Annotated in this window: 24 protein-coding genes and 1 tRNA gene; 14 read left to right on the plus strand and 11 right to left on the minus strand. The window is 44.1% G+C overall.

All coding sequences use genetic code 11. From position 1 onward, the window contains the following. Window positions 1-6: 6 nt before the first annotated feature. Together LDX50_RS16285 and LDX50_RS16290 are read right to left on the minus strand one after the other, a co-directional pair. A complete protein-coding gene (locus LDX50_RS16285; RefSeq protein ID WP_225698367.1) occupies window positions 7-462 on the minus strand; it encodes a GNAT family N-acetyltransferase in 456 nt (151 codons plus the stop codon). Next, window positions 419-1402 (minus strand): PhoH family protein, encoded by a 984-nt coding sequence (locus LDX50_RS16290; RefSeq protein ID WP_225698368.1) that lies wholly within the window; start codon window positions 1400-1402, stop codon window positions 419-421. Before LDX50_RS16290 ends, LDX50_RS16285 begins: the two co-directional genes overlap by 44 nt. 133 nt (window positions 1403-1535) lie before the next feature. Here LDX50_RS16290 and LDX50_RS16295 point away from each other — a divergent pair, with 133 nt between their 5' ends. The 3 genes from LDX50_RS16295 (at window position 1536) to LDX50_RS16305 (ending at window position 3683) form a co-directional block, all read left to right on the plus strand. Continuing rightward, window positions 1536-2309, plus strand: coding sequence for an SAM hydrolase/SAM-dependent halogenase family protein (locus LDX50_RS16295; protein WP_225698369.1), 774 nt, complete (start codon window positions 1536-1538; stop codon window positions 2307-2309). Then, window positions 2309-2605 (plus strand): putative quinol monooxygenase, encoded by a 297-nt coding sequence (locus LDX50_RS16300; RefSeq protein ID WP_225698370.1) that lies wholly within the window; start codon window positions 2309-2311, stop codon window positions 2603-2605. Before LDX50_RS16295 ends, LDX50_RS16300 begins: the two co-directional genes overlap by 1 nt. Before the next feature lie 82 nt (window positions 2606-2687). Next, window positions 2688-3683 carry an NADP-dependent oxidoreductase gene (locus LDX50_RS16305; RefSeq protein ID WP_225698371.1) on the plus strand — a complete coding sequence of 332 codons (996 nt, stop codon included), beginning with the start codon at window positions 2688-2690 and terminating at the stop codon, window positions 3681-3683. A gap of 39 nt (window positions 3684-3722) precedes the next feature. On the opposite strand, the gene LDX50_RS16310 is transcribed toward LDX50_RS16305, so the two are convergent. Beyond that, a complete protein-coding gene (locus LDX50_RS16310) occupies window positions 3723-4688 on the minus strand; it encodes a hypothetical protein (protein WP_225698372.1) in 966 nt (321 codons plus the stop codon). A 75-nt stretch (window positions 4689-4763) separates the two neighbouring features. Between LDX50_RS16310 and LDX50_RS16315 the strand changes: the two genes are divergently transcribed. Beyond that, window positions 4764-5084, plus strand: coding sequence for a hypothetical protein (locus LDX50_RS16315; RefSeq protein WP_225698373.1), 321 nt, complete (start codon window positions 4764-4766; stop codon window positions 5082-5084). Here the strand turns inward: LDX50_RS16315 and LDX50_RS31090 are convergent. Both LDX50_RS31090 and LDX50_RS16325 read right to left on the minus strand, forming a co-directional pair. Next, a complete protein-coding gene (locus LDX50_RS31090; protein WP_225698374.1) occupies window positions 5054-5401 on the minus strand; it encodes a four helix bundle protein in 348 nt (115 codons plus the stop codon). The genes LDX50_RS16315 and LDX50_RS31090 overlap by 31 nt on opposite strands. A 206-nt stretch (window positions 5402-5607) precedes the next feature. Then, window positions 5608-5689, minus strand: a tRNA-Leu gene (locus tag LDX50_RS16325). Between the two features lie 186 nt (window positions 5690-5875). Between LDX50_RS16325 and LDX50_RS16330 the strand changes: the two genes are divergently transcribed. Then, entirely contained in the window at window positions 5876-7357 is a 1482-nt protein-coding gene (locus tag LDX50_RS16330) for a M20 family peptidase (RefSeq protein ID WP_225698375.1), read from the plus strand. A gap of 39 nt (window positions 7358-7396) precedes the next feature. Here the strand turns inward: LDX50_RS16330 and LDX50_RS16335 are convergent, their stop codons facing one another. Then, window positions 7397-7783 carry a hypothetical protein gene (locus tag LDX50_RS16335; RefSeq protein ID WP_225698376.1) on the minus strand — a complete coding sequence of 129 codons (387 nt, stop codon included), beginning with the start codon at window positions 7781-7783 and terminating at the stop codon, window positions 7397-7399. Window positions 7784-7917: 134 nt separating this feature from the next. On the opposite strand from LDX50_RS16335, the gene floA reads away from it, so the two are divergent. Next, the gene (gene floA / locus LDX50_RS16340; protein ID WP_225698755.1) at window positions 7918-8823 is read left to right on the plus strand and encodes a flotillin-like protein FloA; all 906 of its coding nucleotides are present in this window, start codon (window positions 7918-7920) and stop codon (window positions 8821-8823) included. 72 nt (window positions 8824-8895) lie between these two features. Further along, a complete protein-coding gene (locus LDX50_RS16345; protein WP_225698377.1) occupies window positions 8896-9705 on the plus strand; it encodes an FRG domain-containing protein in 810 nt (269 codons plus the stop codon). A 111-nt stretch (window positions 9706-9816) separates the two neighbouring features. Here the strand turns inward: LDX50_RS16345 and LDX50_RS16350 are convergent, their stop codons facing one another. The 3 genes from LDX50_RS16350 to LDX50_RS16360 form a co-directional block, all read right to left on the minus strand. Continuing rightward, window positions 9817-10416 (minus strand): nitroreductase family protein, encoded by a 600-nt coding sequence (locus LDX50_RS16350; RefSeq protein ID WP_225698378.1) that lies wholly within the window; start codon window positions 10414-10416, stop codon window positions 9817-9819. Window positions 10417-10419: 3 nt separating this feature from the next. Beyond that, window positions 10420-11130, minus strand: a complete 711-nt coding sequence (locus LDX50_RS16355) for a pirin family protein (protein ID WP_225698379.1) — start codon at window positions 11128-11130, stop codon at window positions 10420-10422. Window positions 11131-11225: 95 nt separating this feature from the next. After that, complete coding sequence (locus LDX50_RS16360) at window positions 11226-12068, minus strand: AraC family transcriptional regulator (protein ID WP_225698380.1); 843 nt, start codon at window positions 12066-12068, stop codon at window positions 11226-11228. Between the two features lie 117 nt (window positions 12069-12185). On the opposite strand from LDX50_RS16360, the gene LDX50_RS16365 reads away from it, so the two are divergent. The 5 genes from LDX50_RS16365 (at window position 12186) to LDX50_RS16385 (ending at window position 17641) form a co-directional block, all read left to right on the plus strand. Then, window positions 12186-12926: a hypothetical protein gene (locus LDX50_RS16365; protein ID WP_225698381.1), complete on the plus strand. Its 741-nt coding sequence runs from the start codon at window positions 12186-12188 to the stop codon at window positions 12924-12926. 228 nt (window positions 12927-13154) lie between these two features. Continuing rightward, window positions 13155-13472 carry a hypothetical protein gene (locus LDX50_RS16370; RefSeq protein WP_225698382.1) on the plus strand — a complete coding sequence of 106 codons (318 nt, stop codon included), beginning with the start codon at window positions 13155-13157 and terminating at the stop codon, window positions 13470-13472. 73 nt (window positions 13473-13545) lie between these two features. After that, window positions 13546-15102, plus strand: coding sequence for a SulP family inorganic anion transporter (locus LDX50_RS16375; RefSeq protein ID WP_225698383.1), 1557 nt, complete (start codon window positions 13546-13548; stop codon window positions 15100-15102). 66 nt (window positions 15103-15168) lie between these two features. Then, window positions 15169-15819 (plus strand): carbonate dehydratase, encoded by a 651-nt coding sequence (gene can, locus LDX50_RS16380; RefSeq protein WP_225698384.1) that lies wholly within the window; start codon window positions 15169-15171, stop codon window positions 15817-15819. A 163-nt stretch (window positions 15820-15982) separates the two neighbouring features. Further along, window positions 15983-17641, plus strand: coding sequence for a S41 family peptidase (locus LDX50_RS16385; protein ID WP_225698385.1), 1659 nt, complete (start codon window positions 15983-15985; stop codon window positions 17639-17641). A 478-nt stretch (window positions 17642-18119) separates the two neighbouring features. Here the strand turns inward: LDX50_RS16385 and LDX50_RS16390 are convergent, their stop codons facing one another. Further along, complete coding sequence (locus LDX50_RS16390) at window positions 18120-20279, minus strand: glutamine synthetase III family protein (protein WP_225698386.1); 2160 nt, start codon at window positions 20277-20279, stop codon at window positions 18120-18122. A 476-nt stretch (window positions 20280-20755) separates the two neighbouring features. Here LDX50_RS16390 and LDX50_RS16395 point away from each other — a divergent pair, with 476 nt between their 5' ends. Both LDX50_RS16395 and LDX50_RS16400 read left to right on the plus strand, forming a co-directional pair. Beyond that, entirely contained in the window at window positions 20756-21736 is a 981-nt protein-coding gene (locus tag LDX50_RS16395) for a glycosyltransferase family 2 protein (RefSeq protein WP_225698387.1), read from the plus strand. Next, window positions 21708-22583: a lysylphosphatidylglycerol synthase transmembrane domain-containing protein gene (locus tag LDX50_RS16400; RefSeq protein WP_225698388.1), complete on the plus strand. Its 876-nt coding sequence runs from the start codon at window positions 21708-21710 to the stop codon at window positions 22581-22583. Before LDX50_RS16395 ends, LDX50_RS16400 begins: the two co-directional genes overlap by 29 nt. On the opposite strand, the gene LDX50_RS16405 is transcribed toward LDX50_RS16400, so the two are convergent. After that, window positions 22575-23627 carry a DUF4407 domain-containing protein gene (locus tag LDX50_RS16405; RefSeq protein ID WP_225698389.1) on the minus strand — a complete coding sequence of 351 codons (1053 nt, stop codon included), beginning with the start codon at window positions 23625-23627 and terminating at the stop codon, window positions 22575-22577. The genes LDX50_RS16400 and LDX50_RS16405 overlap by 9 nt on opposite strands. Between the last annotated feature and the right edge of the window lie 291 nt (window positions 23628-23918).

Here is a 23918-nt window from a genome sequence, read left to right on the forward strand (position 1 = left end):
GACAAATTATACGATCGGAACAGACATTTCCATTCGCTGATGCTTGATATCACATTCGAGGAAAATATCTCCAACAGGTTTGAATCCGAATTGCGCGTAGAGCGGCTGAACGTCCCACTGGGCATTCAGATACAGCGTCTGATGGTTAAATTTTGGATGACGTTTGATATCCCGGATAACCTCATCCACCAGTTGAGAAGCGATGCCCCGCTTTCGGAAATCAGCGAGCACGGCAAACCGCTCAAGCTTGATCCCCTCGTTTGTAAACCGCCAGCGGGCGGCACCCACAGCCTCCCCATCCTGCAGCGCGACAAAATGACGGCAAACAGGTTCAAATTCATCGAATTCATCTTCCCGGTCGATATTCTGTTCTACAATGTACACAGCTTCACGAACGGCAAAGGCCTGTTTCAGCTCTTCATTCGTTTGAACCAGACGTATTTCCACGGGTATGCGATTCATGACTATTTTCATAAGTATCGTAGGCGGCTATGATGTCCTTTACAATCTTATGACGGACAACATCCTTTCCTGACAAGGCTACAAATCCGATTCCATCAATATCTTTCAGGATTCGGGTAGCTTCAATGAGCCCGGATTTCTGTTTTTTCGGAAGGTCGATCTGGGAGGTGTCACCTGTAATAATCACTTTGGATTGGGGGCCCATCCGTGTAAGGAACATCTTAATCTGATTAGGCGTGGTATTTTGAGCTTCATCCAGCAGGATAAATGCATTATTCAATGTGCGGCCGCGCATGTATGCCAGGGGAGCAATCTCGATTACATTATTCTCCATGTAGTACCGGAGCTTTTCAGCAGGCACCATATCGTAGAGGGCATCATAAATCGGCCGGAGGTACGGATCCAGTTTCTCCTTCAGATCACCGGGCAAAAATCCCAGTGTTTCTCCCGCTTCGACAGCAGGGCGGGTAATAATGATTTTTTTAACCTGTTTATTCTTAAGCGCCTTCACCGCCAGTGCAACGGATATATACGTTTTACCCGTTCCAGCCGGCCCAAGGGCAAATACCAGATCATTGTTGGATACAGCATAAACAAGTTTCTGCTGATTGATGGTCTTCGGCTTGATCGTAAACCCACGGGTACCGTAAATGAGTACCTCTTCCTGCTCGGGGAGCTCTGCTTCGGCTTCCATTGCCAGGTAATTCTGCACGTTTTCCTCCGTAACCTTACCAAATTTGTGATAATGTTCAATCAATGAATTCAGAATATCATTGATCTTCAGAATTTCCGTCGTACTTCCCTTAATACGGATCTCATTGCCCCGTGACACAATCTTGCTTTTGGGAAATGCTGAAGCAACTTCATTGATGTTTTTATTCTCAACTCCAAGAAAGTCGATCAGAGAAACGTTCTCCAGTGTAATAACTTTTTCTACCAAACTTGAATAAGGTTTAGGATAAATTTTTAATGGGTAAAATTTACTTAATTTTGTCAACAAAAGTAGGCAATGCCTGCAGTTCCTTTAAGTACATTAACGTTTTATCTGACGAAATTTTTCATACAGAGGTTTTATGGCCATAGTTACATTCTTATCAGACTTCGGTGAAAGTGATCACTATGTGGCAGCCGTAAAAGCAAAAATCCTGTCTGTAAACAGTGGAATACGTATAATCGATATCAGCCATCAAATAGGAAAATGCGATCTCGCCCACGGCGCCTTTGTAATCCGGTCGGTGTTTCGTGATTTTCCCCGCGGAACAGTGCATCTTGTCGCCGTGAACAGTGTAGGTGGTTCGGAAGATAATTTCATAGCACTGGAAATGCATGGGCATTATTTTGTTGGGACAGATAATGGGATTTTCGGGTTAATAAGTGATGAAGAGGCTCGTATTATTGTCAATATAAATACGCTCAACCCCGTACGTTCCACATTTCCCACGCGTACCGTGCTCGCCGTCGCGGCAGCCAAAATTGCCAGTGGTACAGCCATTACAGATCTGGGCCCCCGGGTTGCAACCTATCGACGTATGATGGGCAGACAACTGAAAGCCAACAAAAAGATGATCACAGGGCATGTGCTAAGGGTGGATCATTATGGCAACCTTATCACTAATATCGATCGGGAGACATTCAATATACTCAGCAAAGACAAGAAATTTACCATCAGCTTTGCCCGTGAACGTATAAGCCGGATCCATGAATTTCTTCACCAGGTAGATCCGGGGGATGTTTTTGTGATTTTCAATGACCTTGGCCTGATGGAAATCGGGGTGAATATGGGTAATGCGATGAATTTGCTTGGACTCAAATACGACAGTCCCGTCATGATAAACTTCGAAGAATAATGCTGATCCGTATCGTCAGAATGACCTTCCGCGAGGATTCAGTTCAGGCATTCCTGAACATTTTCAATAATAGCAGGGATAAAATCCGCCATTTCCCCGGTTGTCGCCATCTGGAGCTTCACAGGGATGCCAATGACCCCAATACCTTCTGTACCTACAGTCACTGGGAAAGCCAGGACCACCTGGACCGGTACCGGGATTCTGAATTATTTGGATCCGTTTGGCCAGCGACAAAAGCCCTATTTGCCGAAAAGCCCTTTGCATTCTCGAATCACATAGAGCAGGTGGTGGAATAAACCTTCTTCAGGTTATACCGTCCGACCGCTCATTAAATCGTAACTTACCATCTATCATTCAGTTAAAATTAACCACTCAACAATGAGCAATACGATTTTATTAGATAAAAGACCCGTTGGAACACCTGAATTATCAGACTTTAAATTCACCACCGAAGAAGTTCCTGCCCTGCAGGACGGACAATTTTTATTGGAAACAAAGTACGTTTCGGTAGATCCGTATCTCCGGGGAAGGATGAATGACGCGAAGTCATATATCCCCCCGTTTGAGTTGCACAAGCCCATCGTTTCCGGAATCATTGCCGAAGTTCTGGAATCAAAAAATGACGCGTTTAACAAAGGTAATTATGTTTCGGGTATGCTTCAATGGAAAAAGCAACAGGTTTCTTCAGGAAAAGGGCTTATGAAGGTTGACCCCCGAATGGCGCCGTTATCGGCCTACCTGGGGGTTCTTGGTCTCACGGGTTTAACAGCCTACACAGGCCTCATGGAAATCGGAAAACCGGTGCAAGGAGAAACCCTGGTGGTTTCAGGCGCCGCCGGTGCTGTTGGTAGTATTGTCGGACAAATCGGGAAAATACTGGGATTACGGGTTGTAGGTATCGCCGGGACTGATGAAAAGGTAAACATCCTTAAATCTGAATTTGGATTTGATGAAGGCATCAACTACAAAACCACCAAAAATATGAGAGCAGCAATCGCCGCTGCTTGTCCGGATGGCGTGGATATCTACTTTGACAATGTAGGGGGTTCGATATCCGATGCAGTTTTATTCAGCATAAATCGTTTTGCCCGGTTGATCATCTGCGGAGCCATCTCCATGTACAACGACACGTCTATGCCAACCGGCATCAGCGTACAGCCGTTCCTGATCAGGAACAGCGCGCTGATGCAGGGGTTTATTGTTTCAAACTATGAGGATAAATTCCCGGAAGCCATTCAAAAACTAAGCGGATGGATGAAGGAAGGAAAATTAGCCTACAATGAAACCATTGTGGAAGGCTTTGAAAATATTCCGACAGCATTTCTTGATCTGTTTTCTGGTAAGAACAAGGGCAAAATAGTGGTAAAGGTGTGACCTCCGGGAGGTCGCATTACATCGCCTAAGGACGGACAGCTAACGAATCTCAATCTTCCCCCCATCCCATGGATTTCCTTCAAAGTAAAAATCAATTCCTGTTGATTCCTGGATATCGACCAGTCCGTTTCTTACTTCAATGGGTCTGATCCAGGCATCTGCCCGTAATTGATTGGTAAATTCCACCCTGGATTCCATCGGTGCATCCAGAAAACCATAGAAAGCTTTGCCAGTATCATCCACAACCTGCAGATACCATTCATCGATCATTGCATAATGGTAGGATGAAAGCTGTCCGTTGTTTACGGCTTCCATGAGTTTTGGCTTAAGCCAGGCATAGATTGTATCTTTTTCAGCGTAGGACTGCGAGATAGAATTATGATGACTGAGGATCGTCGACATCCAGACATCATTACCGATCAGCTGTTCTCCGGGATACCCGTAGGTTCCCAGGATTTCAATGAATTCAGCCAGCTGGCGTTCACTGTGTGGCGCAAATTTATTCTCGGCGTACCGGTCCTGCGCTTCGGGGCTAAAGGTAAACAGGGCAAGAAAGGCTTTCTTCTGATCCTTTACAATCATCTTTTTCACCTGTTTCCTAAGGGGTTGGTTCAATGAAGCCTCATATTCTGATCTTAGTTCGGGATATTCCTTCTGGATGCTTTTCCATTTATCGCCTTTCCTGAGGGCTGACAAGACTTCATTTTTCTTGATTGACTTCTTCTTCCATCCCCTGCGAATTCCTTTTCGCAAATAATCGGCCGCTTTTTGATTATCACCCAGGTAAGCTGCAAGCTGGGTTGCGACCTGATATTCCCTCAGGAAAACAAAATCGTAGGATACAATCAGCTGATTATAGATATCCAGTGCCTGTCGATATTCCTCCTGTGTAATCAGGGTCTCCGCGGCAATCACCTGTTGGTGGTAGTGTTGGTAGTCGGGCGAATCCTGAGAAAATCCCGGGGCACCCATCATCACAAGAAGTAAAAATGCGAGGCGATACATTGAATATTATTTCATTTAGAACAAGGTACGGACACGGAAGGCAGGAACAAAGTTGTGGAGGATAGCAGAATGAGAATGGGAATGAGAATGGGAATGGGAATGGGAATGAGAATGAGAATGGGAATGAGAATGAGAATGGGAATGAGAATGAGAATGGGAATGAGAATGAGAAGGAGAATGGGAATGAGAATGAGAATGGGAATGGGAATGAGAATGGGAATGAGAATGAGAATGGGAATGAGAATGGGAATGGGAATGAGAATGGGAATGGGAATGGGAATGAGAATGAAAGTCTATATGGGTTATTTTAGGAGTTTTCTGAGGTACGCTCGTAGTAGCCCAAACATTGAATTTCAATTAATACTTTATTTTTTAAGGTTATTGATCATTGAATAAAGTATCCTGGACATTTCATCACATTCAGCAAGGAGTGTTTCATAATTGGATCTAATTTCCGGGATCTGATTTTTTAACATTTCAAGAAGTGCCACGCATTCAAAAATTGAGCTTCGTGAAATAATAAAAAAATTCCTTCTATCCGGTTTTGTGAACCGACCCGAGCCCTCAGCAATATTCAAAACTACGCTAAGTGATGCCCTATGTAATTGATTTCGATAGGTATGATCAATTTTCTTTGACTTTAGCAACCTATTAACCTCCTGATGAAAATTTACAGATTTTCTATAAACCTCGAGATTCTGAAACTCAAACATTTTTCGAATTAGCTATCACGACGGACAAACCGAAATTGGGAATATCATTCTGCTTCTAAATATGTTTGAGTTAGAAAGAATGATATCATTCTTTCTAATGAATAATATTAATAATGAGAACGAAAATGAGAATGGGTCTTAAACTGATCTAAAATGAAAATGAGAATGAAAAACATCATTCTGCTTCTCATTCTCATTCTCAAAAGTACCCAGGGCCGGGGTCGAACCGGCACGGCCGAAGCCATTGGTGTTTGAGACCAACGCGTCTACCAATTCCGCCACCTGGGCGTATTCCGGGATCAATCAATCCCGAATGGGATGCAAATATGATTAAACCTGAATTCTTATCCAATATACATGTGGGAATTTCACTGTTCAGGACTTGATTTAAATTGAAATAGCAAATCACATCAATACTAATGTTAATTTCTATTCAGATTTGCATTATCCCCCCGGATAACTAACTTTCGAAGAATGATAAGACCCGACATGAAAAAGATTTTCCTTTCCCTCCTTACCATATTTATTTTCCTGATTGCCGTGATGCTTTTTAACACATTCACTTTCGATTCTCAGCAGGTTCATGTGGATCCGGTACCGAAGATCGATATCCCGGCATCCGCTAAAGAGCACATGTCGCAGGCGATCACCATTCCCACTGTATCCAATGAAGATCCTTCAAAGATCGATTCTGCCGCATTTTTCCGGTTTCATGAATTTATTAAAACCACCTACCCGCTGGCTGACTCGCTGCTTGGTATCACCAAAATCAATACTTTCAGTCTGATCTATGAGTGGAAAGGCACAGACCCATCCCTAAAGCCGGTGATTCTTATGGGTCATATGGATGTAGTGCCTGTTGCCGAAGAAAATATCGATAAATGGGACCACCCTCCTTTCGGCGGTGAGATCCGGAATGGCATGATCTATGGCCGCGGCGCCATCGACGATAAGGTGAGTGTCATCGGAAACCTGGAAGCGGTCGAATTATTATTAAGCCGGGGCTTTCAGCCCAACCGAACCATATATCTCTGTTTCGGTCACGACGAGGAGATCGGTGGTATAAACGGTGCCACTGCCATTGTTGAACATTTGAAAAATAAGGGAGTAAAGGCTGAATTCGTGCTGGATGAAGGATTCGCGATTTCACAAGGACTTGTACCCGGTATCGACAAAGACGTGGCACTTATCGGAACCGCAGAAAAAGGATTTGTATCACTAAAGCTATCGGTTGCCCTCGAAGGCGGACATTCATCCATGCCCGGGGAGGAATCAGCGATCGATGTATTGGCCAGGGCAGTTGTCAAACTTAAGGACAACCCTTTCCCGGCAGAAGTAACCCAGCCTGTAAATGATTTTATGGATCATCTTGGTCCCGAAATGCCCTTCACTCAAAAAGTGGCCTTTGCAAACCGGTGGTTGCTGGAGCCGGTCATCATGAATTCTTTTTCTGAATCAGCATCAGGTTCGGCCATGCTGCACACCACCACGGCACCCACCATTTTTAATGCAGGAATCAAAGAAAATGTAATCCCCTACACGGCCAATGCCACTGTCAACTTCAGGATTTTGCCAGGAACAAGCATCCAGGACGTAAAAAATCGTGTTGCAAGCCTGATCAATGATGACCGAATTGTAATTGGTGAGGGAAGTTTTAATTCTGAAGCACCTCAATCCTCATCTACCGATTCTCATGGTTTCGTAACCATACGCAACACAATTAAGGAGATATTCCCGGAAGCGCTCACTTCGCCGAACCTGGTGGTTGGTGCCACGGACTCACGGTACTATTATCCGCTTAGCGATGATGTTTACCGGTTTACGCCTATCCATCTGACACCGGAAACCATCAAGACATTTCACGGAATAAACGAGCGGCTCTCAGTGGAGGATTTTGAAAATGCGATACGCTACTATGTTCGGCTGATTGAAAATGCAACATCCTCCATTGAGTAGCGCAAAACAACATGATATAATCAACTAAGATTTAGCAGATTATTTTCTTCTGAATTTATAAGCACAAGGTTCGATACAGGGAAAATAGACATATAATTCACCCTCCTCGACTTTAAAACCCAACGAATAATTACAATTCACAGGATAGATTTTGCCCTCCTCTATATCAAAGGTGCCGCTCATTCCGGATCCCGCGTTGCAAAGTGATTCAGACGAGATATAGAGGCCTGAAGAAAAGATTTGCAGCTTCAATTCCTGTGTTGTTGGCTGAAAGGTGCCACTGCCGTCGCCCGGATCTGCTAATACTTCCGCCAAATACCATTCCCCGGAAAGGGTATTGTCGAAAATCTCCTTCCCGGAATCGTTTGCACATCCGGTGATCCATATCAACACTACAATCGGAACAAAATATTTCAATGCCGCCATTTTTGATTTTCTTTCATGACCCGGAAGCAGGCTTTAAGGTTGGAAAAATGGCACAAATGCCAAATAAACATTATGAACATCAAAATTATGATCAACATGATGTACCTTGCCGGAACACTCATTACAAACTTACTATGGCTGTACCTTCTCTTCTTACTATTGCAGTCATTCTGGCAGGAATCTGGTTACTGAATTTCATTTTCCCCATCAATCTCTGGATCACCGCCCAGTTTACAGGTGTTAAGATCAACCTGTTCGACCTGGTTTTTATGCGATTCCGGAAAGTTCCTCCCGGCTTGATTGTTCGTTCCATGATTATCGCCCATAAAGCTGGCATTGAACATATTTCCACCAATCAGATGGAAACACACTACCTGGCCAACGGGAACCTGGAAGCCGTAATTAAAGCACTCATAGTTGCCGATAAGGCGAACCTTGATCTGACCTTCAAACAGGCTACCGCCATTGATCTGGCGGGCCGAAATGTACTGGAAGCGGTACAGGTTTCTGTAACTCCATATGTCGTGATAGTACCAGCCATCACAGGGGTTTCAGTCGATGGTATCCAGCTGGTGGCCGTGGCCCGCGTAACCGTTCGCAGTAATATCCAGCGTCTTGTTGGAGGAGCGGGCGAAGAAACAATCAAAGCACGCGTTGGCCAGGGCATCATCTCACGGATCGGAACCGCGCGACATTACGCCGAAGTACTTGAAAGTCCCGAAAGCATATCCAAGCAGGTGCTTGCCAACGGCCTTGACAGTGGTACAGCCTTTGACATTCTCTCCATCGACATCGCCGATCTGGATGTGGGGGAAAATATTGGAGCGGCACTTCAAATTGACCAGGCAGCGGCCGACCTGAATATCGCGAAAGCGAAAGCCGAGGAAAAAAGAGCAATGGCCGTGGCACTGGAACAGGAAATGGTAGCACGTACACAGGAAGCCAAAGCCAAAGTGATTCAGGCAGAGGCTGAGATACCGGCGGCATTATCTGCTGCCTTCCGGGTAGGTCAGCTCTATGGAAAGCGTAATTCAGAATAACAGATTTAATAAAATATTCGGAGGAATCGGGAAAAATTAGATAACTTTTCAATCGATCATCGCAGAAAAACTATGGATTTGAAGGAGGCCCTTACCCCATCCAGCTGGCTGGAATTACAGGAACTATTGTTTCAGGATGCTTTTAATGACCGGCTTGGCAGAGTGCGTTCCCCTTTTATTTATCGTGGCTTATCCCAATTTGAGTACCGACTAAAGACATCGCTGACCCGGCTGGGAGGACCCTACGAAAAACTGGAATTCCACCTGCTGAGAAATTTCAAGAAATACGCGCACCGGCCGGATATTGTTAATAATACCGACTGGGACTGGCTCGCGCTGGCACAACATCACGGCCTTCCCACCCGGCTGCTCGACTGGACCTATTCACCCCTGGTGGCCTTACATTTTGCTACGGCTGATATAACCCAGTTTAATCGTGATGGGGTCATATGGGCGCTAAATTATGAGGAACTTAAGAATTATCTTCCGGATAATTTACGTAATCAGCTTCGACTTGTTGGATCGAATTCCTTTACGACAGAAATGCTGAATGAAGCCTACAATAATATCACCGAGCTTACCAGCCAGACAGATGAGTTTGTAGTTCCTTTTGAACCACCATCACTTGACTCAAGGATTGTTAACCAGTATGCAATATTTACATTTATGTCGCACCCCGGGCTTATGCTTGATGACTGGCTTTTGAATAAACCTGAAATGTACTTTCGCATCCGAATACCCTCTGAGTTGAAATGGGAAATCCGGGACAAACTCGACCAGGTAAATATCAATGAACGCGTTCTTTTCCCCGGATATGAAGGACTGAGCAAATGGCTCAAACGACATTATTCACCAAAAGTCAACAGGGCCGAACCGGAATAAAAAGAAATGTCCGCAGCGCGAACTGCGGACATCCTGATTTCAACACTTCATGCAGTCACGACTCTTCCCTGACGAAGCGCTTTATTACTATAACCGGCTTTGACTAAAAAGTCACATCTCCGGAAAAGATATTACTGAATCTTCCACCGAACGGCGGGTACGAGGACTCTGTTCGCGTGAGTAATACGGTTCTTCAAGCAGATCCGGAACATCCAGCCGGCCAAGTGCAAGCATGGTTAAAGGCCGTATATTATCGGGTAATTGAAATTCCTCTATAACCCGATCCTTGTCAAAACCCTCCATCACATGGCCGTAAACATCCATACTTACGCCCTGCAGCAGCAGGTTCTGGGTGGCCATCCCAACATCATGCCCGACGTTGATATTTTCCTTCCCATTTCTGGCATAGGTTGTTACCCCGAAAACAACCATTAATACAGCTGCATTTTCGGCCCATACCCGGTTTCCGGGAACAAGAAAATCTGCCAGCTTCCTGAACTTTTCCTCATCCTCTTTTGAGGCCACTACAAACCTCCATGGCTGTTCATTCATCGCACTTGGTGCCCATGTAGCCGCTTCAAGCAGCGTCTCAATTTCCTCTGGCATGAGCGGGTATTTACTGAATGACCTCGGGCTCCACCTCTTGCGGATCACATCGAGTACATTGTACCTCGTTTTTGCCTGTTTTATATCTATTGTTTCTATCATCATTTCTCAATTCATAGGTACTTCCATTAACAGAACACGCGATGGCGATGATGCCTTCAGCTGGAATGCATCCGTTTCCAGAATGCCCAATCCGTCACGCGTGGCAAGTTTTTGTTCACCAATCTCTACTTCCCCGTCAAGCACAAATGCATAAACACCGTTTCCTTCCTTATGGATCGAATATTCAGCAGCAGCGCCCTGATCAAATTCACCAATATGGAACCACGCATCCTGGTGTATCCAGACACCCTGGTCATCAGCGTTAGGTGACAGGATCTGATAAAAGGCATTTTTCTCGGCAATTTCGCCAATTGAAATCTGGTCATACCTGGGCTCCACATTCTTTTTATTCGGAAAAACCCAGATCTGAAGGAATTTCACTTCCTGATCCTGATTCTTATTGTACTCGCTGTGAAATACGCCCGTTCCGGCGCTCATCACCTGAACATCTCCCTGCTTGATTACTGTGGTATTTCCCATACTATCCTTATGCTCCAGGTCTCCGGATAACGGAATGGAAATAATTTCCATATTGTCGTGGGGATGTGTTCCAAATCCCCTGCCCGGGGCAACAGTATCATCATTCAGCACACGGAGTTTACCAAAATGTACCCGCTCCGGATCATAATAGCCTGCAAAACTAAACGTATGATATGAATTGAGCCATCCGTGATTGGCGTGACCCCTTGTATTTGATTTGTGCAATATTGTTTTCATAGCTCAAATTTTCTATTTATATGTTATAACGCATAATTTGAAGAAATGATCATGGAGATATCACTTGTTATCATAGCAAAATGTCGGAAATTGTCTCAGATTCTGAATTCACTCGGGGAACGGCCCGTATGATTCTTAAAGTAGCGACTGAAATGAAGGGGATCGCTGAAGCCAAGACGGAAGGCAATTTCCTTAACGGTAAGGTCGGTATGCAGCAATAACCTGCGGGCTTCGGTATCAATCCGGTCCTGAATAAATTCCTTTGCGGTTTGTCCGAGCAGATTCTTGACAACTGCATTCAGGTGTTTGGGTGTAATGAACAGGGCTCCAGCGTACCATTGGACTTTATGCTCCCTGGAATAATTTAATTCCACCAGGTTACGAAACTGACTGAGCAACGAAGTTCCCTGTTCATGCTGATGATTCGTTTCCGGTCTCGCGCATGCTTCATTCGAAAGCACAAGGACAAGCTTCAGTAATGAGCCAAGAGCTTCAGACCTGTAAGATATGGAAGATTCATACAAGTCATACATCAGCGTAAATAGTTGATCAAATCTGTCGATCAAATTTTCGGGAATGATGAGCGGGGAAGAGTCACTACCTGTTCTGAATAAATTGATGCGTTCCAGAAAGCTCATGGAAATATTATTGGCAGAGAGAAATTCTGCGGTAAAGCTGATTACACAGCCCTGTGGTCTGTTGTTTGTCACCAGGTGATGAATCTGACCGGGGTATATGAAATACATCTGATTCTCACCTAACGAGTAATTGGTAAAGTCAATCAAATGAGTTCCGTTACCCTTGTGTACCCATACGATGGTGAAGTAGTCATGCCGGTGGGGTTCACCGGGCCTCCCGCCGGATCGGTCATAGATATCCTCCATGCGATCCATTCGAATGCCCTGAAATGACTCACTGCCAATAGTTCGATCGTTCATTATTATGTGAAAATATACAACAGAAAGGAATCAAGTCCACAAGTGGTGGATTTAATCGTTGAATGACGGTTACGCCTCCACAAAACGGTGTATCAACATGGAACAAATTTTTTAACAATGAAGAAGAACATCCTATTTTTGTCAGCACTGATTACCGTTGGTTTCCTCACCGCCTGTAATGATGAAGGTGAAAAAATCAGTCCCGAAGCTTCCGAAGAAGTTTCACTGTTGGTTGCAGCATCGGTAGCCTCCAACACTTACGGTGTTAATGCACTCCTCCAGGAATCAGTGGCCCTTTACCAAACGGCGCAGGGTTCTGCCAATGGGCGAAGTGCGGTATGTGATTATACAGACAGCGGGTCTGAGCAAATATCGAGTACTGATGGAAGTATGGTAACGTATAATTACAGCTACAGCTACGACGTATCTGTAAATTGCAGTTCCATACAAGTACCCGTCAGCCTTTCCGTTGATTTTACCTACAGTGGCTCCTTCGACGGCCCAAAACTCACCTGGTCACATGACGGAAACGGAGATTTTGAAATCTCACTGGATGCCAATCAAAACCTGGTTTACAACGGAACCTATGACCGATCCGGAGAATATAACGTGAAGGAGCGGGAAAATATCAACGGCAGCTCAAATGTGGATATTACGCTTACCTCACTTACAATTGACCCTGAAACACAAACCATCATTTCAGGATCCGGCCTTTATGAAATTCAGGTTACCCGTAGTGACCGATCCTATACCTTAAAGGGTTCCATCACCTTTAATGGAGACGGAACCGCCAGTCTTATTATCAATGGATCAACCGTTACATTTAATCTGATAAGCGGTAATCTCATCCAGGATTAACAACGCTTATATAATAAAGCAGGCTAAAATTCGAAAAGAATAAATTAATTATATACTTTAAGTAAATGATTCTATATATCTGATTTATAGTATTTTATATACTTACAATAATTGCCCGTTTCCCTAAACCAAATAATATTTGGTTTAGGGAAACTATCTATTTACATCCATTATAATTAAATTGAAAGTATATCAATCCGGGCAATAGCACGAATGCCTGATCATTATATGAATAAATCCACCATCCTAACATTTCTGATCAGTCTCAGCCTGGTATTGTCCTTCGTTACACCCCCTATCCTTTCGGTGGTTTATTCAGAAGACTCAGCATGTTACCACCTGCCGGCAGACGATCATCAACCCGCAGGAGATCAGCATGAAAACGAATGTGAGGACGGAAAGGACTTTTACGCTTATTCGCCTGGATTAACAGACGGAATTACTTTGCAGGAAAACAACAACATTCCGGAATTACTGAATCCATATTTAAGCATGGTTCATTCGGATGTGTTCACTCCCCCTCCGGAGCGGGGCAGCGATACCTGACCAGTTAACGCCACAAGATCAACTCCATAACTTTAACCTGTATTCCTTCGGGATTACATTCAATCAGCCATTTATGAAAACGGGATTATTCTCAAATTTGAAAAATGATTTTCCATCCGGACTGGTGGTATTCCTGGTGGCCCTTCCACTCTGCCTAGGAATAGCACTTGCATCGGGGGCACCATTGTTCAGCGGACTTATATCAGGGATCATCGGGGGTATCGTCATTGGATTCTTCAGCGGATCACATGTGAGTGTTAGCGGTCCGGCGGCCGGACTTACCGTGATTGTTCTGGATGCAATTTTCAGCCTGGGTAGTTTCGAAGCATTCCTCGCTGCAGTCGTAATTGCGGGGATCATCCAGTTTGCATTGGGTGTGGCACAGGCCGGAATCATCAGCCATTACTTTCCTTCCTCCGTCATCAAGGGAATGCTTGCAGCCATCGGACTTATCCTGATCATGAAGCAGATTCCCCATGCGGTTGGCTGGGATGCAGATTATGAGGGCGACTTATCATTTTTTCAGGCGGATGGTGAAAATACTTTTACTGAAATTCTTCGTGCGACAGAATTCATACAGCCCGGAGCACTCATCATTTGTGTAGTATGTCTGGCCATTTTACTGATATGGGAGATCCCGGCGATCCGTCAGAAAATGTTATTCAAACTTATTCCGGGAGGTCTTGTAGCGGTTGCTGCCGGCATCCTGCTGAATCAATATTTCGACGGAAATAATTCTGACTGGGCCCTTCATGGTGAGCATCTTGTAACCATACCTGTGGCTGCTTCCACGGCTGAATTCCTGGGGCAGTTTACATTTCCTGATTTCGGGATACTGACCAATATTAATGTCTATATCGCTGGCTTCACCATTGCTATTGTTGCGAGTCTTGAGACGCTGCTATGCATCGAGGCAACAGATAAACTCGATCCCCTGAAAAGGATCACCTCCACCAACAGGGAATTAAGGGCGCAGGGTATCGGGAATATGGTCGCAGGTCTGATCGGAGGGCTTCCGATGACTTCAGTAATCGTGCGAAGTTCCGCGAACATCGATGCTGGTGCACGATCAAAAATGTCGGCTGTAATTCATGGAGTGCTGCTGTTGCTTTCCATTATCTTAATCCCAACAATTCTGAATTTGATTCCATTATCGGCACTCGCGGCAATCCTGTTGGTCGTAGGATATAAACTAACCAAAATTTCTCTGTTTCGTAAAATGTATCAACTGGGGTGGAAACAATTTGTGCCTTTCATTGTGACGGTAGTCGCGATCTTGTTTACAGACCTGCTGCAGGGAATTCTGATTGGTATGGGGGTTGCCATCTTTTATATCTTACGAAACGTTTACCGATCGCCCTACCGGTTCGAAGAAGATAAGGATGGCCACCGGCAAAGGATCACAATCAAACTGGCTGAAGAGGTTACATTCATTAACAAGGGAAGTATGCTACTTACACTTCGGAAATTGCCCGAAAATTCCATTGTAACGATCGATGGGTCGGGCACACGAAATATTGATTACGATGTCCTTGAGGTCATCGAAAATTTTAAGGAAACAGCCCAGTACAAAAATATTGAGCTAAAGCTTAAATCGGTTCATGATAACCAACCGGGTGTTTTAGGGTAGCAGGGACTATCCATGCTATTTAATAAATAATTAAATTGAAGTTAATATCACATAAAGATCAATATCATGCCAAATAGTATTAAAGAATTGCAGGAAGGGAATATCAACTGGGTTCGGAATACCCTTCGAATGAAGCCGGATTTCTTTGAACGACTTTCAGAAGGTCAACATCCTAAGTTTTTATGGATCGGATGCGCCGACAGTCGGGTTCCGGCCACTGAAATAACGAATGCCTTGCCTGGATCCATTTTCGTCCAGCGCAACATTGCCAATATGGTTGTGCACACCGATAGTAATCTTTTGAGCGTGGTAAACTATGCGGTGAAAGTGTTAAAAGTGAAGCATATCATCGTCTGCGGACATTACGGCTGCGGTGGGGTTAAGGCGGCAATGAGCAATGAGAAATTAGGCTTTTTAGACAACTGGCTGATGCATATCAAGGATGTCTATCGCACCCATGAAGAGGAGTTGAACAATATCAAGGATGATCAAAAGAGGTTTGATCGTTTTGTTGAATTGAACATTATTGAGCAGGTTGGGAATCTGGCTAAAGTTTCATTTGTCCAGGAAGAATGGGAAACAGGTGAATTCCCCTACATTCACGGTTGGGTATATAGCCTGAAAGATGGTCTCATACATGATCTGAACGTGTCGATGAATTCAAATGACGGACTAGAAAAGATTTTCCGTTTCAACCCGTCCAATATAACCGCCTGATATTCTCTCATAAAACGATTACAATCATTATAAAACCCGGAGATTCCGGGTTTTATAATATCCGGTTTACACAGAATTGAGTATCTTCAATGTTGAATGAATGCCTTACAAGGGAAACCAAAAGCTTTCTGCTTACGTTTCCCTGATTAAACCACGAGATCATATGCGTACTTCCTTACGAAAAATGGGATGGGTATTTGCCCTGGCCGCTGCCCCGGTAATTTTCTTTTCGTTCAATGGCCCGGATGACCGTTATTTCGATATCGCCCGGAACCTGGACATCTTTGCCACCCTTTATAAAGAGGTAAATGCGCTCTATGTAGACGAGGTGAATCCGAATACGCTGATGCGCTCAGGAATTGATGCCATGCTGGCAAGTCTTGATCCGTACACGAATTATATTCCAGAGGACGACATTGAGGATTTCAGAACCCAAAGCAGTGGTGAGTATGGCGGAATTGGTGCCGTTACCGGTCGCATTAATGGAAAAGTAAAGGTAATCATGCTGATGGACGGATACTCAGCACAGAAGAACGGACTAAAGATCGGTGATGAAGTGATTGCCATCAACGGGGTTTCAATTGAAAATCTATCCCGTGATGAAACAAATGAATTGATGAAGGGTCAATCCAACAAGGATGTGGAAATGACCGTGAGGCGCTATAATACACCAACCCCCATCAAGTTAACTTTCAAGCGGGAAAAGGTGAAAATCGAAAATGTCCCCTATTTCGGCATGGTAACGGCAGATATTGGAATGGTTAAATTAACCGAGTTCACCGACCAGGCAGGGCGCTCAGTAAAAAATGCAGTTCAGGCATTGAAGGAAAAGGGTGCGAAAAAAATCATCCTCGATCTTCGCGGAAACCCCGGAGGTCTGTTACTTGAAGCGGTCAATACCACCAATGTTTTTATTCCCAAGGGCATGGACGTCGTTTCCACCAAGGGAAAAATTGAAGATAACAACCAGACTTACAAAACACTGGACAACCCTGTGGATACGGAAATACCACTGGCTGTACTGATCAACAGCGGCAGTGCCTCCGCTTCTGAAATTGTAGCGGGGACGCTTCAGGATTATGACCGTGCGGTTATTGTGGGTGAAAAGTCATTTGGCAAAGGACTGGTTCAGGTAAGCCGTCCCCTCTCCTATAATTCACAGCTTAAAGTAACTACCGCCAAGTACTATACTCCATCAGGAAGATGCATTCAGGCGCTGGATTATTCTCATCGCAGACCTGACGGAAGCGTAGGTAAAATTCCGGATTCCCTGAAAACCGAGTTTACCACTAAAAATGGCCGAAAAGTGTTTGATGGCGGCGGAATTGATCCTGATATCAGCGTAGAAGGCGAAGATATTTCCGCTATTGCTTATGTACTTCAAACGAAAGGAATACTGTTCGATTACGCCACCCGGTATTACTATGATAACCCGGAAATTCCGGCAGCCGATCAGTTTTCGTTATCCGATAAGGAATATGAGGCATTCAAATCCTGGTTGAAAACTCAGGATTACTCCTATAGAACCCAGGTTGAAAAGAACCTGGAGGATATGATCGAAAATGCCAGTGATGAGAAATACTATGATCTGATCAAGGACCAGCTGAACGAGCTTGAAGAAGTGATTGAGCAAAGCAAGGAAAAAGACCTTGACCTGTATAAATCTCAAATTAAAACCCTTCTGGAAGAGGAGATTGCCGGCAGATATTACCTGGAACGGGGCTCTATTGAGTCTACGTTTGATGCTGATCCGGATCTTCAGGCTGCAGTTCGGGTACTTAGTAATACCGAAGAATTAGGCACGATACTAAATAAAAAGTAATCATTTCGACAGGGCATATACTACTGTCCTTTGCACGCTCCACCTTCGCTGCTCACTGAGAATAATTCTGCAGAGAACGTATCATATGCGACCCCCGTTACACAGGGGTCGTTTTTCTTTACCATATTTCTCTCACGTATGCGACCCCCGTCACTCAGGGGTCGTTTTTCTTTACCATATTTCTCTCACATATGCGACCCCCGTTACTCAGAGGTCGTTTTTCTTTACCATATTTCTCTCACGTATGCGACCCCCGTCACTCAGGGGTCGTTTTTCTTTATCTGAGCAAAAGAGTAATAAAAAAATGACCCATGCGTTAGCGTGGGTCAAATATGATAGAAATGGCAATATATTTTTAACGACCCCCGAGGAGCGGGCGGTCGCATACAAGCTACGTTTCATTAATAAATCACATTCCCATTCAGCATAAAAAAGGCCATTGAAATTTCAATGGCCTTTTCTTTTTTTCCGTTAATCATTAACGAAGGAACAGCATCTCGCGGTATTTCACAAGCGGCCAGTCCTCATCATCAACGAGTAACTCAAGCTTATCAACAGCGTATCTGATTTTATCGAAGTATTTACCTTTGACGTCATCACAATACGCAATGGCTTTTTCACGTGTGTCTTCTATCTTGTTGACACGTTTCCGCTCTTCAATCATGCTATCGACTTCCGTCTGAATGGTATGAATGTATCCCGAAATTTTCTCGATTACTTTCACAACCTCCTTATTCGAAATTCCAAGTCCTTTCAAACCATTCGCATTCTGTATCAGCTTATTCTGATAATTAACGGCCGTGGGTACAATGTGGTTAGCAGCAAGATCACCCATCACACGAGATTCGATCTGAATTTTCATGATGTAGTTTTCCCAGTAAATCTCATTGCGGGCTTCAAGCTCTTTTTCACTCAATACACCGTTGGCCTCAAAAATCTTCTTCGATTTCTTGGTGATATAAGCATCAAGTGCCCGGGGAGTATCCTTCACGTTTTCAAGTCCGCGCTTTGCAGCTTCTTTCACCCATTCATCTGAATAACCGTCTCCCTCGAATCGGATTTTTTTGCTGTCCTTGATGTATTTACGCAATACGTTTACAACGGCCATACGCTTCTCGGCTCCCTTACCTATCTCCTTTTCGACCTCTGTATAGAATTCATTCAGCTGTTGAGCGACGATCAGATTCAGGACTGTCATAGGAGCCGCAACGTTTTGAGCACCTCCAACTGCGCGGAATTCAAATTTGTTACCGGTAAATGCAAATGGTGAAGTACGGTTACGGTCTGTATTATCAAGAATGATCTGAGGGATCTTATCGATACCCAGCTTCATATACATGTTGTCACCTTTTTCGACCTTTACATTTCCGTTTTTCTCAAGCTCGTCAAGAACTGATGTGAGGGTTGAGCCGATGAAGACCGACATGATTGCCGGAGGAGCTTCATTGGCACCCAAACGGTGATCATTGCCGGCAGAGGCGATACTTGCACGGAGAAGATCTGCATATTCGTATACCGCTTTAATTGTGTTCACGAAGAATACAAGGAATAGCAGGTTCTCACGGGCACTGCTGCTCGGCTTGAACAGGTTGATGCCGGTATTGGTAATGAGTGACCAGTTGTTGTGTTTTCCGGTTCCATTGAGACCAGCAAATGGCTTCTCATGAAAAAGGACTTTCAGGTTGTGACCTTCTGCCACTTTAGACATCACATCCATCAATAGTTGATTATGATCTGTGGCCACATTGATATCTTCAAATACAGGTGCCACTTCAAACTGGCTCGGCGCCACTTCGTTATGTCGTGTACTCACAGGGATACCAAGCTTTAGTGCTTCGATCTCAAAATCCTTCATGAAGTTGTATATACGGGGAGGGATTGAGCCGAAGTAATGGTCGTCCAGCTGCTGACCTCTCGCGGGGTTATGACCAAATACGGTACGTCCACCCATTACAAGATCCGGACGCGCGTTATAAAGGTCTTTATCAACGACAAAGTATTCCTGTTCACATCCCAAAGAAGGCTTTACACGCGTTACTTTCTTATCAAAGAGTTGTACTACACGGGTTGCTGCTGCATCAACGGCATCAACTGCCTTCATTAATGGAGCTTTATTGTCAAGCAATTCACCGGTAAAGGAAACAAAAATCGTAGGGATACAGAGTGTTACCCCATAAATAAACATCGGTGAGGTTGGGTCCCATGCTGTATAACCACGTGCCTCGAAAGTGCTTCGAATACCCCCACTAGGGAAAGAGGAAGCGTCCGGTTCCTGCTGTACCAACGCCGTTCCCTTGAATTTTTCAATTCCAGACAGGGCATCAAAAAATGTATCGTGTTTCTCTGCAGTAGATCCTGTAAGCGGCTGGAACCAGTGAGTATAATGTGTAGCTCCTTTAGTGGTCGCCCAGGATTTAGCCGCAGAAGCAACTGCATCGGCTGTTTCAATATCTATCTTTGTACCCGCATCTATTGCCCTGCTTACTTTTTTGAATACATCGGGAGCAAGGAGTTTCTGCATTTCAAGTAATCCAAAAACATCCCGACCAAAATATTCTGAAATCCGTCCAGGCGATTCAACTTTAATCTTCGGACGGCTATTTGCCCTTTCAAGGGCCGTTTTTCGCAATGTAGTCATGTGGTTGTTGATTTATTTAATGTGTGAACAAAAATATCAATATTTTGACCATGTGGGTAATAATTAACCCACGATTTTGAAAATATATCTCCTTAATTTCAGGAATTGCTTTGAAATCGACCTATCTGGCCAATAAAACAACCTGAATACTAAAAATGATTGATCCCAGTATTTATTCCGGGCTGGAATTCTAATCAAATCTTATTAATTGGGCCAGCTCACTGTGTTAAGCAGGCACAATAACATCACCTGGATTGATCATCTCTATTACGACAGCGGCTATAGGATTCATCAGGGAAATAAAGCTGGAAATATTGGCAAAACAGATGATTCTGGTCAGGAAAAACAGTAATACACAGTAATTTCTCCTCAGATGCACCAATTATCCGTAAATTCAGTGTCTAATAAGCAGCTTACTTATTTGGAACAAAAAAGATATTAATTACGTAGCTTACTATATCAGTTTTTAATTGGTGATGGAACTTGCTCCCCTCAAAATTTCGGTGGTTACAACCATGCTTAACGAACGCGAAAACGTTCCTTATCTCGTTGAAAGCATTGATAATGCATTAAAGGGGTTTAATTACGAGGTAATCTTTGTTGATGACGGATCTAATGACGGTACTGTTGAGGAATTACGGCGGCATCTGGATGATCCCCATCACATTGTAGTCCTCAACCGGAATTACGGCCAGACACCAGCCATGGCCGCGGGAATTGAACAGGCCAGTGGAGAATTTATTGTTACCATGGATGCTGACCTGCAGAATGACCCGGCAGATATCCCTCTAATGCTGGATAAACTCATCAGGGAGGATCTCGATCTCATCGTTGGAAATCGGAAAAACCGGAAGGACGGATTTATTCTAAGGAAATTACCAAGCAAAATTGCCAATTACGTGATCAGGAATATCTCGGGTGTTCATGTCCATGACTACGGCTGCACACTCAAGGTTTTTCGGCGGGAAACAGCCAAAAACTTGCAGCTTTATGGAGAGATGCATCGTTTTATTCCTATTCTGGCCAGTTTCGATGGTGCACGAATTTCGGAGATGAATGTAAAGCATCATGCACGCAAGTTTGGCAAATCTAAATATGGGATCGGTCGAACAATGCGTGTGTTAAGCGATCTGATTCTGTTGTTATTTTTTCAAAAATATTTAAAACGTCCCATTCATTTATTCGGACCGGCCGGGCTCATTTCCATAGGACTGGGATCGGTAATTTATTTTTATCTTCTCATTTTAAAAATCCTCGGGCAGGATATATGGGGAAGACCCATACTCATCCTTGGTGCAATCTTCCTGATCGGGGGTATTCAACTTCTTACTTTCGGCATCATTACGGAACTTATTATGCGTACTTATTATGAATCTCAGCACAAAGCAACCTATAAAATCAGGCGCATCATCTCCAAACCGATCAAAATTGAATCAAAGGTTAAAATTCATAATTAAGGTTGCCGGAACCGTCCTTGCGCTTTATCTGCTCCTCAGACAAATTGATTTTAGTGCTTCCCTAAAACATCTCACATCCACCAATCCAATATTTTTGCTGCTTGCGCTGATCGCATTCAACGCATCACAGGTAATCAGCAGCGTACGGTTGAATAATTTTTTTGGCCGGATAGGAACATACCTCTCGGTAAATTTCAATCTGAAACTTTATTACATCGGGATGTTCTATAATCTCCTGCTCCCGGGTGGCATAGGAGGTGACGGATACAAAGCATACCTGCTAAATTCAAAATTTGGCACTTCCTTTCCATCTCTAGTCAGGGCCATGGTCGCCGACAGGATTAACGGGCTTATGGCTATTTATCTGTTGGTTATAACCATGTCACTTTCATTAATGCCGCGATTGCCGGACCACCCGTCCTGGATCAATTGGTTGCTGCTTTTGGCCTTACCATTCGGCATCTACCTGTATTACCGAATATTTCCATCGTTTCGTTCGATTTTACCAGCAACTTTTGGACTTTCCCTGAGCATTCAGGTATTGCAAATGGCCTGCGTCGTCGCCTTGATTTACGGATTAGGCATACACCAAGAATACCTACCCTATCTCGCAATTTTTCTGGTATCTTCAGTAGCGACTATCATACCGATCACGGTAGGCGGACTTGGGTTAAGGGAATTGGTTTTTCTCTACGGAGCGCAGCTATTTGGCCTGAACCAGGAAATTTCTGTTGCGATTTCAATGCTTTTTTTCCTAATAACAGTACTTAGTTCACTTATCGGCCTGGCCATTCATTATTCGTTGAATGAACGGCACTGGAAAGGTGAAGGACGTCAATTACCCTGACTTCAGCAGTACATCAAGTTTGTCATTGGCATGTTTACGATCGAAGTCGGGAAGATCTGAGGTGCGCTCCCGGGTTTCTGCTGTGGTTCGTGCTAGTTTTTCTACCCTGTTGGTTTCAAAAGGATATTCAACTACCCGAATCTGATTATCATACGGACCTTTATACGAGATCAGCTTCACAAAGATCGGGGCAGTTTCAACTGCGAGAAATAATAAAATAATAAAAATATTGGCCATCCATATGGCACTACTCTTGGCAGTAAGACGGCTTAGTGCATCCATTCGGGCCGCAGGACCATCCGCCACCTCGGCATTCATAGCAGCACGGTCGGCCAGCATGGCACTATCAAGAGATACCAGCCTTGTTCGCTGCTCTGCAATCAGGCCCTCGTTCCGTTTGCTGATTTCATTGAATTCCGCCTCGGCCCGGTCGGCATCGGCTTTTTTAATCTTATAGATCGGCCCGGCATTACGTTGCATGGTACCACCTGTTCCATCTGCTTCTTCCCGGGCTATACGGGCAAGATCATCACGTATCGCGGCTTTCTGATTGATTTCATTCTGCAAACTTTGGATTTGATTTTCGGCCAGGTTACGATCTGCCTCATACCTGCCGCGAATCAATTCTTCCTGCTGCTTTTTCTTTTCCTGATGCATCACAAGCAATTCCTCACCAATCTCCTTTTCAAAAATTTTGAGTTCGAGCGGTTTGGCGATTACCAAAGAAATGAGCAGTGCAAGCAACAGTCTTGGTGTTGCTGTAAGCAGTTGTTTCCAAAGTGATCCTTCCTTTCTCATCCCGGAAACTATATAGCGGTCGAGATTAAAAATCATCAATCCCCAGACGATTCCGAACAAGCCTGCCCAAATCACACTGTCGAAAACAGTGTACAAGGCATAACCTGCAGCAACGGCAGCAAATAATCCGGTGAAAAATATGGTTGCCCCGATACCTGAATATTTGGAAGACTCACTGGGACATTGCTCGAGGGTGTCAAGATGTGCTCCTGAACATACCCAAAAAAAACGAGTGATGCGATTCATGCGGTGATAACGTAAAAAGTTCAGTTGTGTTGTTCTACCACAATAGATATGCCATGAATTAAATCAGCCTCCTTAAGCAGCATTGTACAATTCGCAATTTCAGGTATGTTCAAAAACGTACAATATCTGTACGATTTTAACACTTTTTACAATTAGCGAACATTTTTTCCGTTTTACTCGTTATGCATACTTGTTTGGTACTTTATTTAATATTCAAACTGATTTTTTAAAACTGAACAGAAAGAACATGATCAATTTTTCAATTCAGAAGTTGTCAGGCAAATGGAAGAA

The sequence above is a fragment of the Fulvivirga sedimenti genome, from assembly GCF_020328055.1.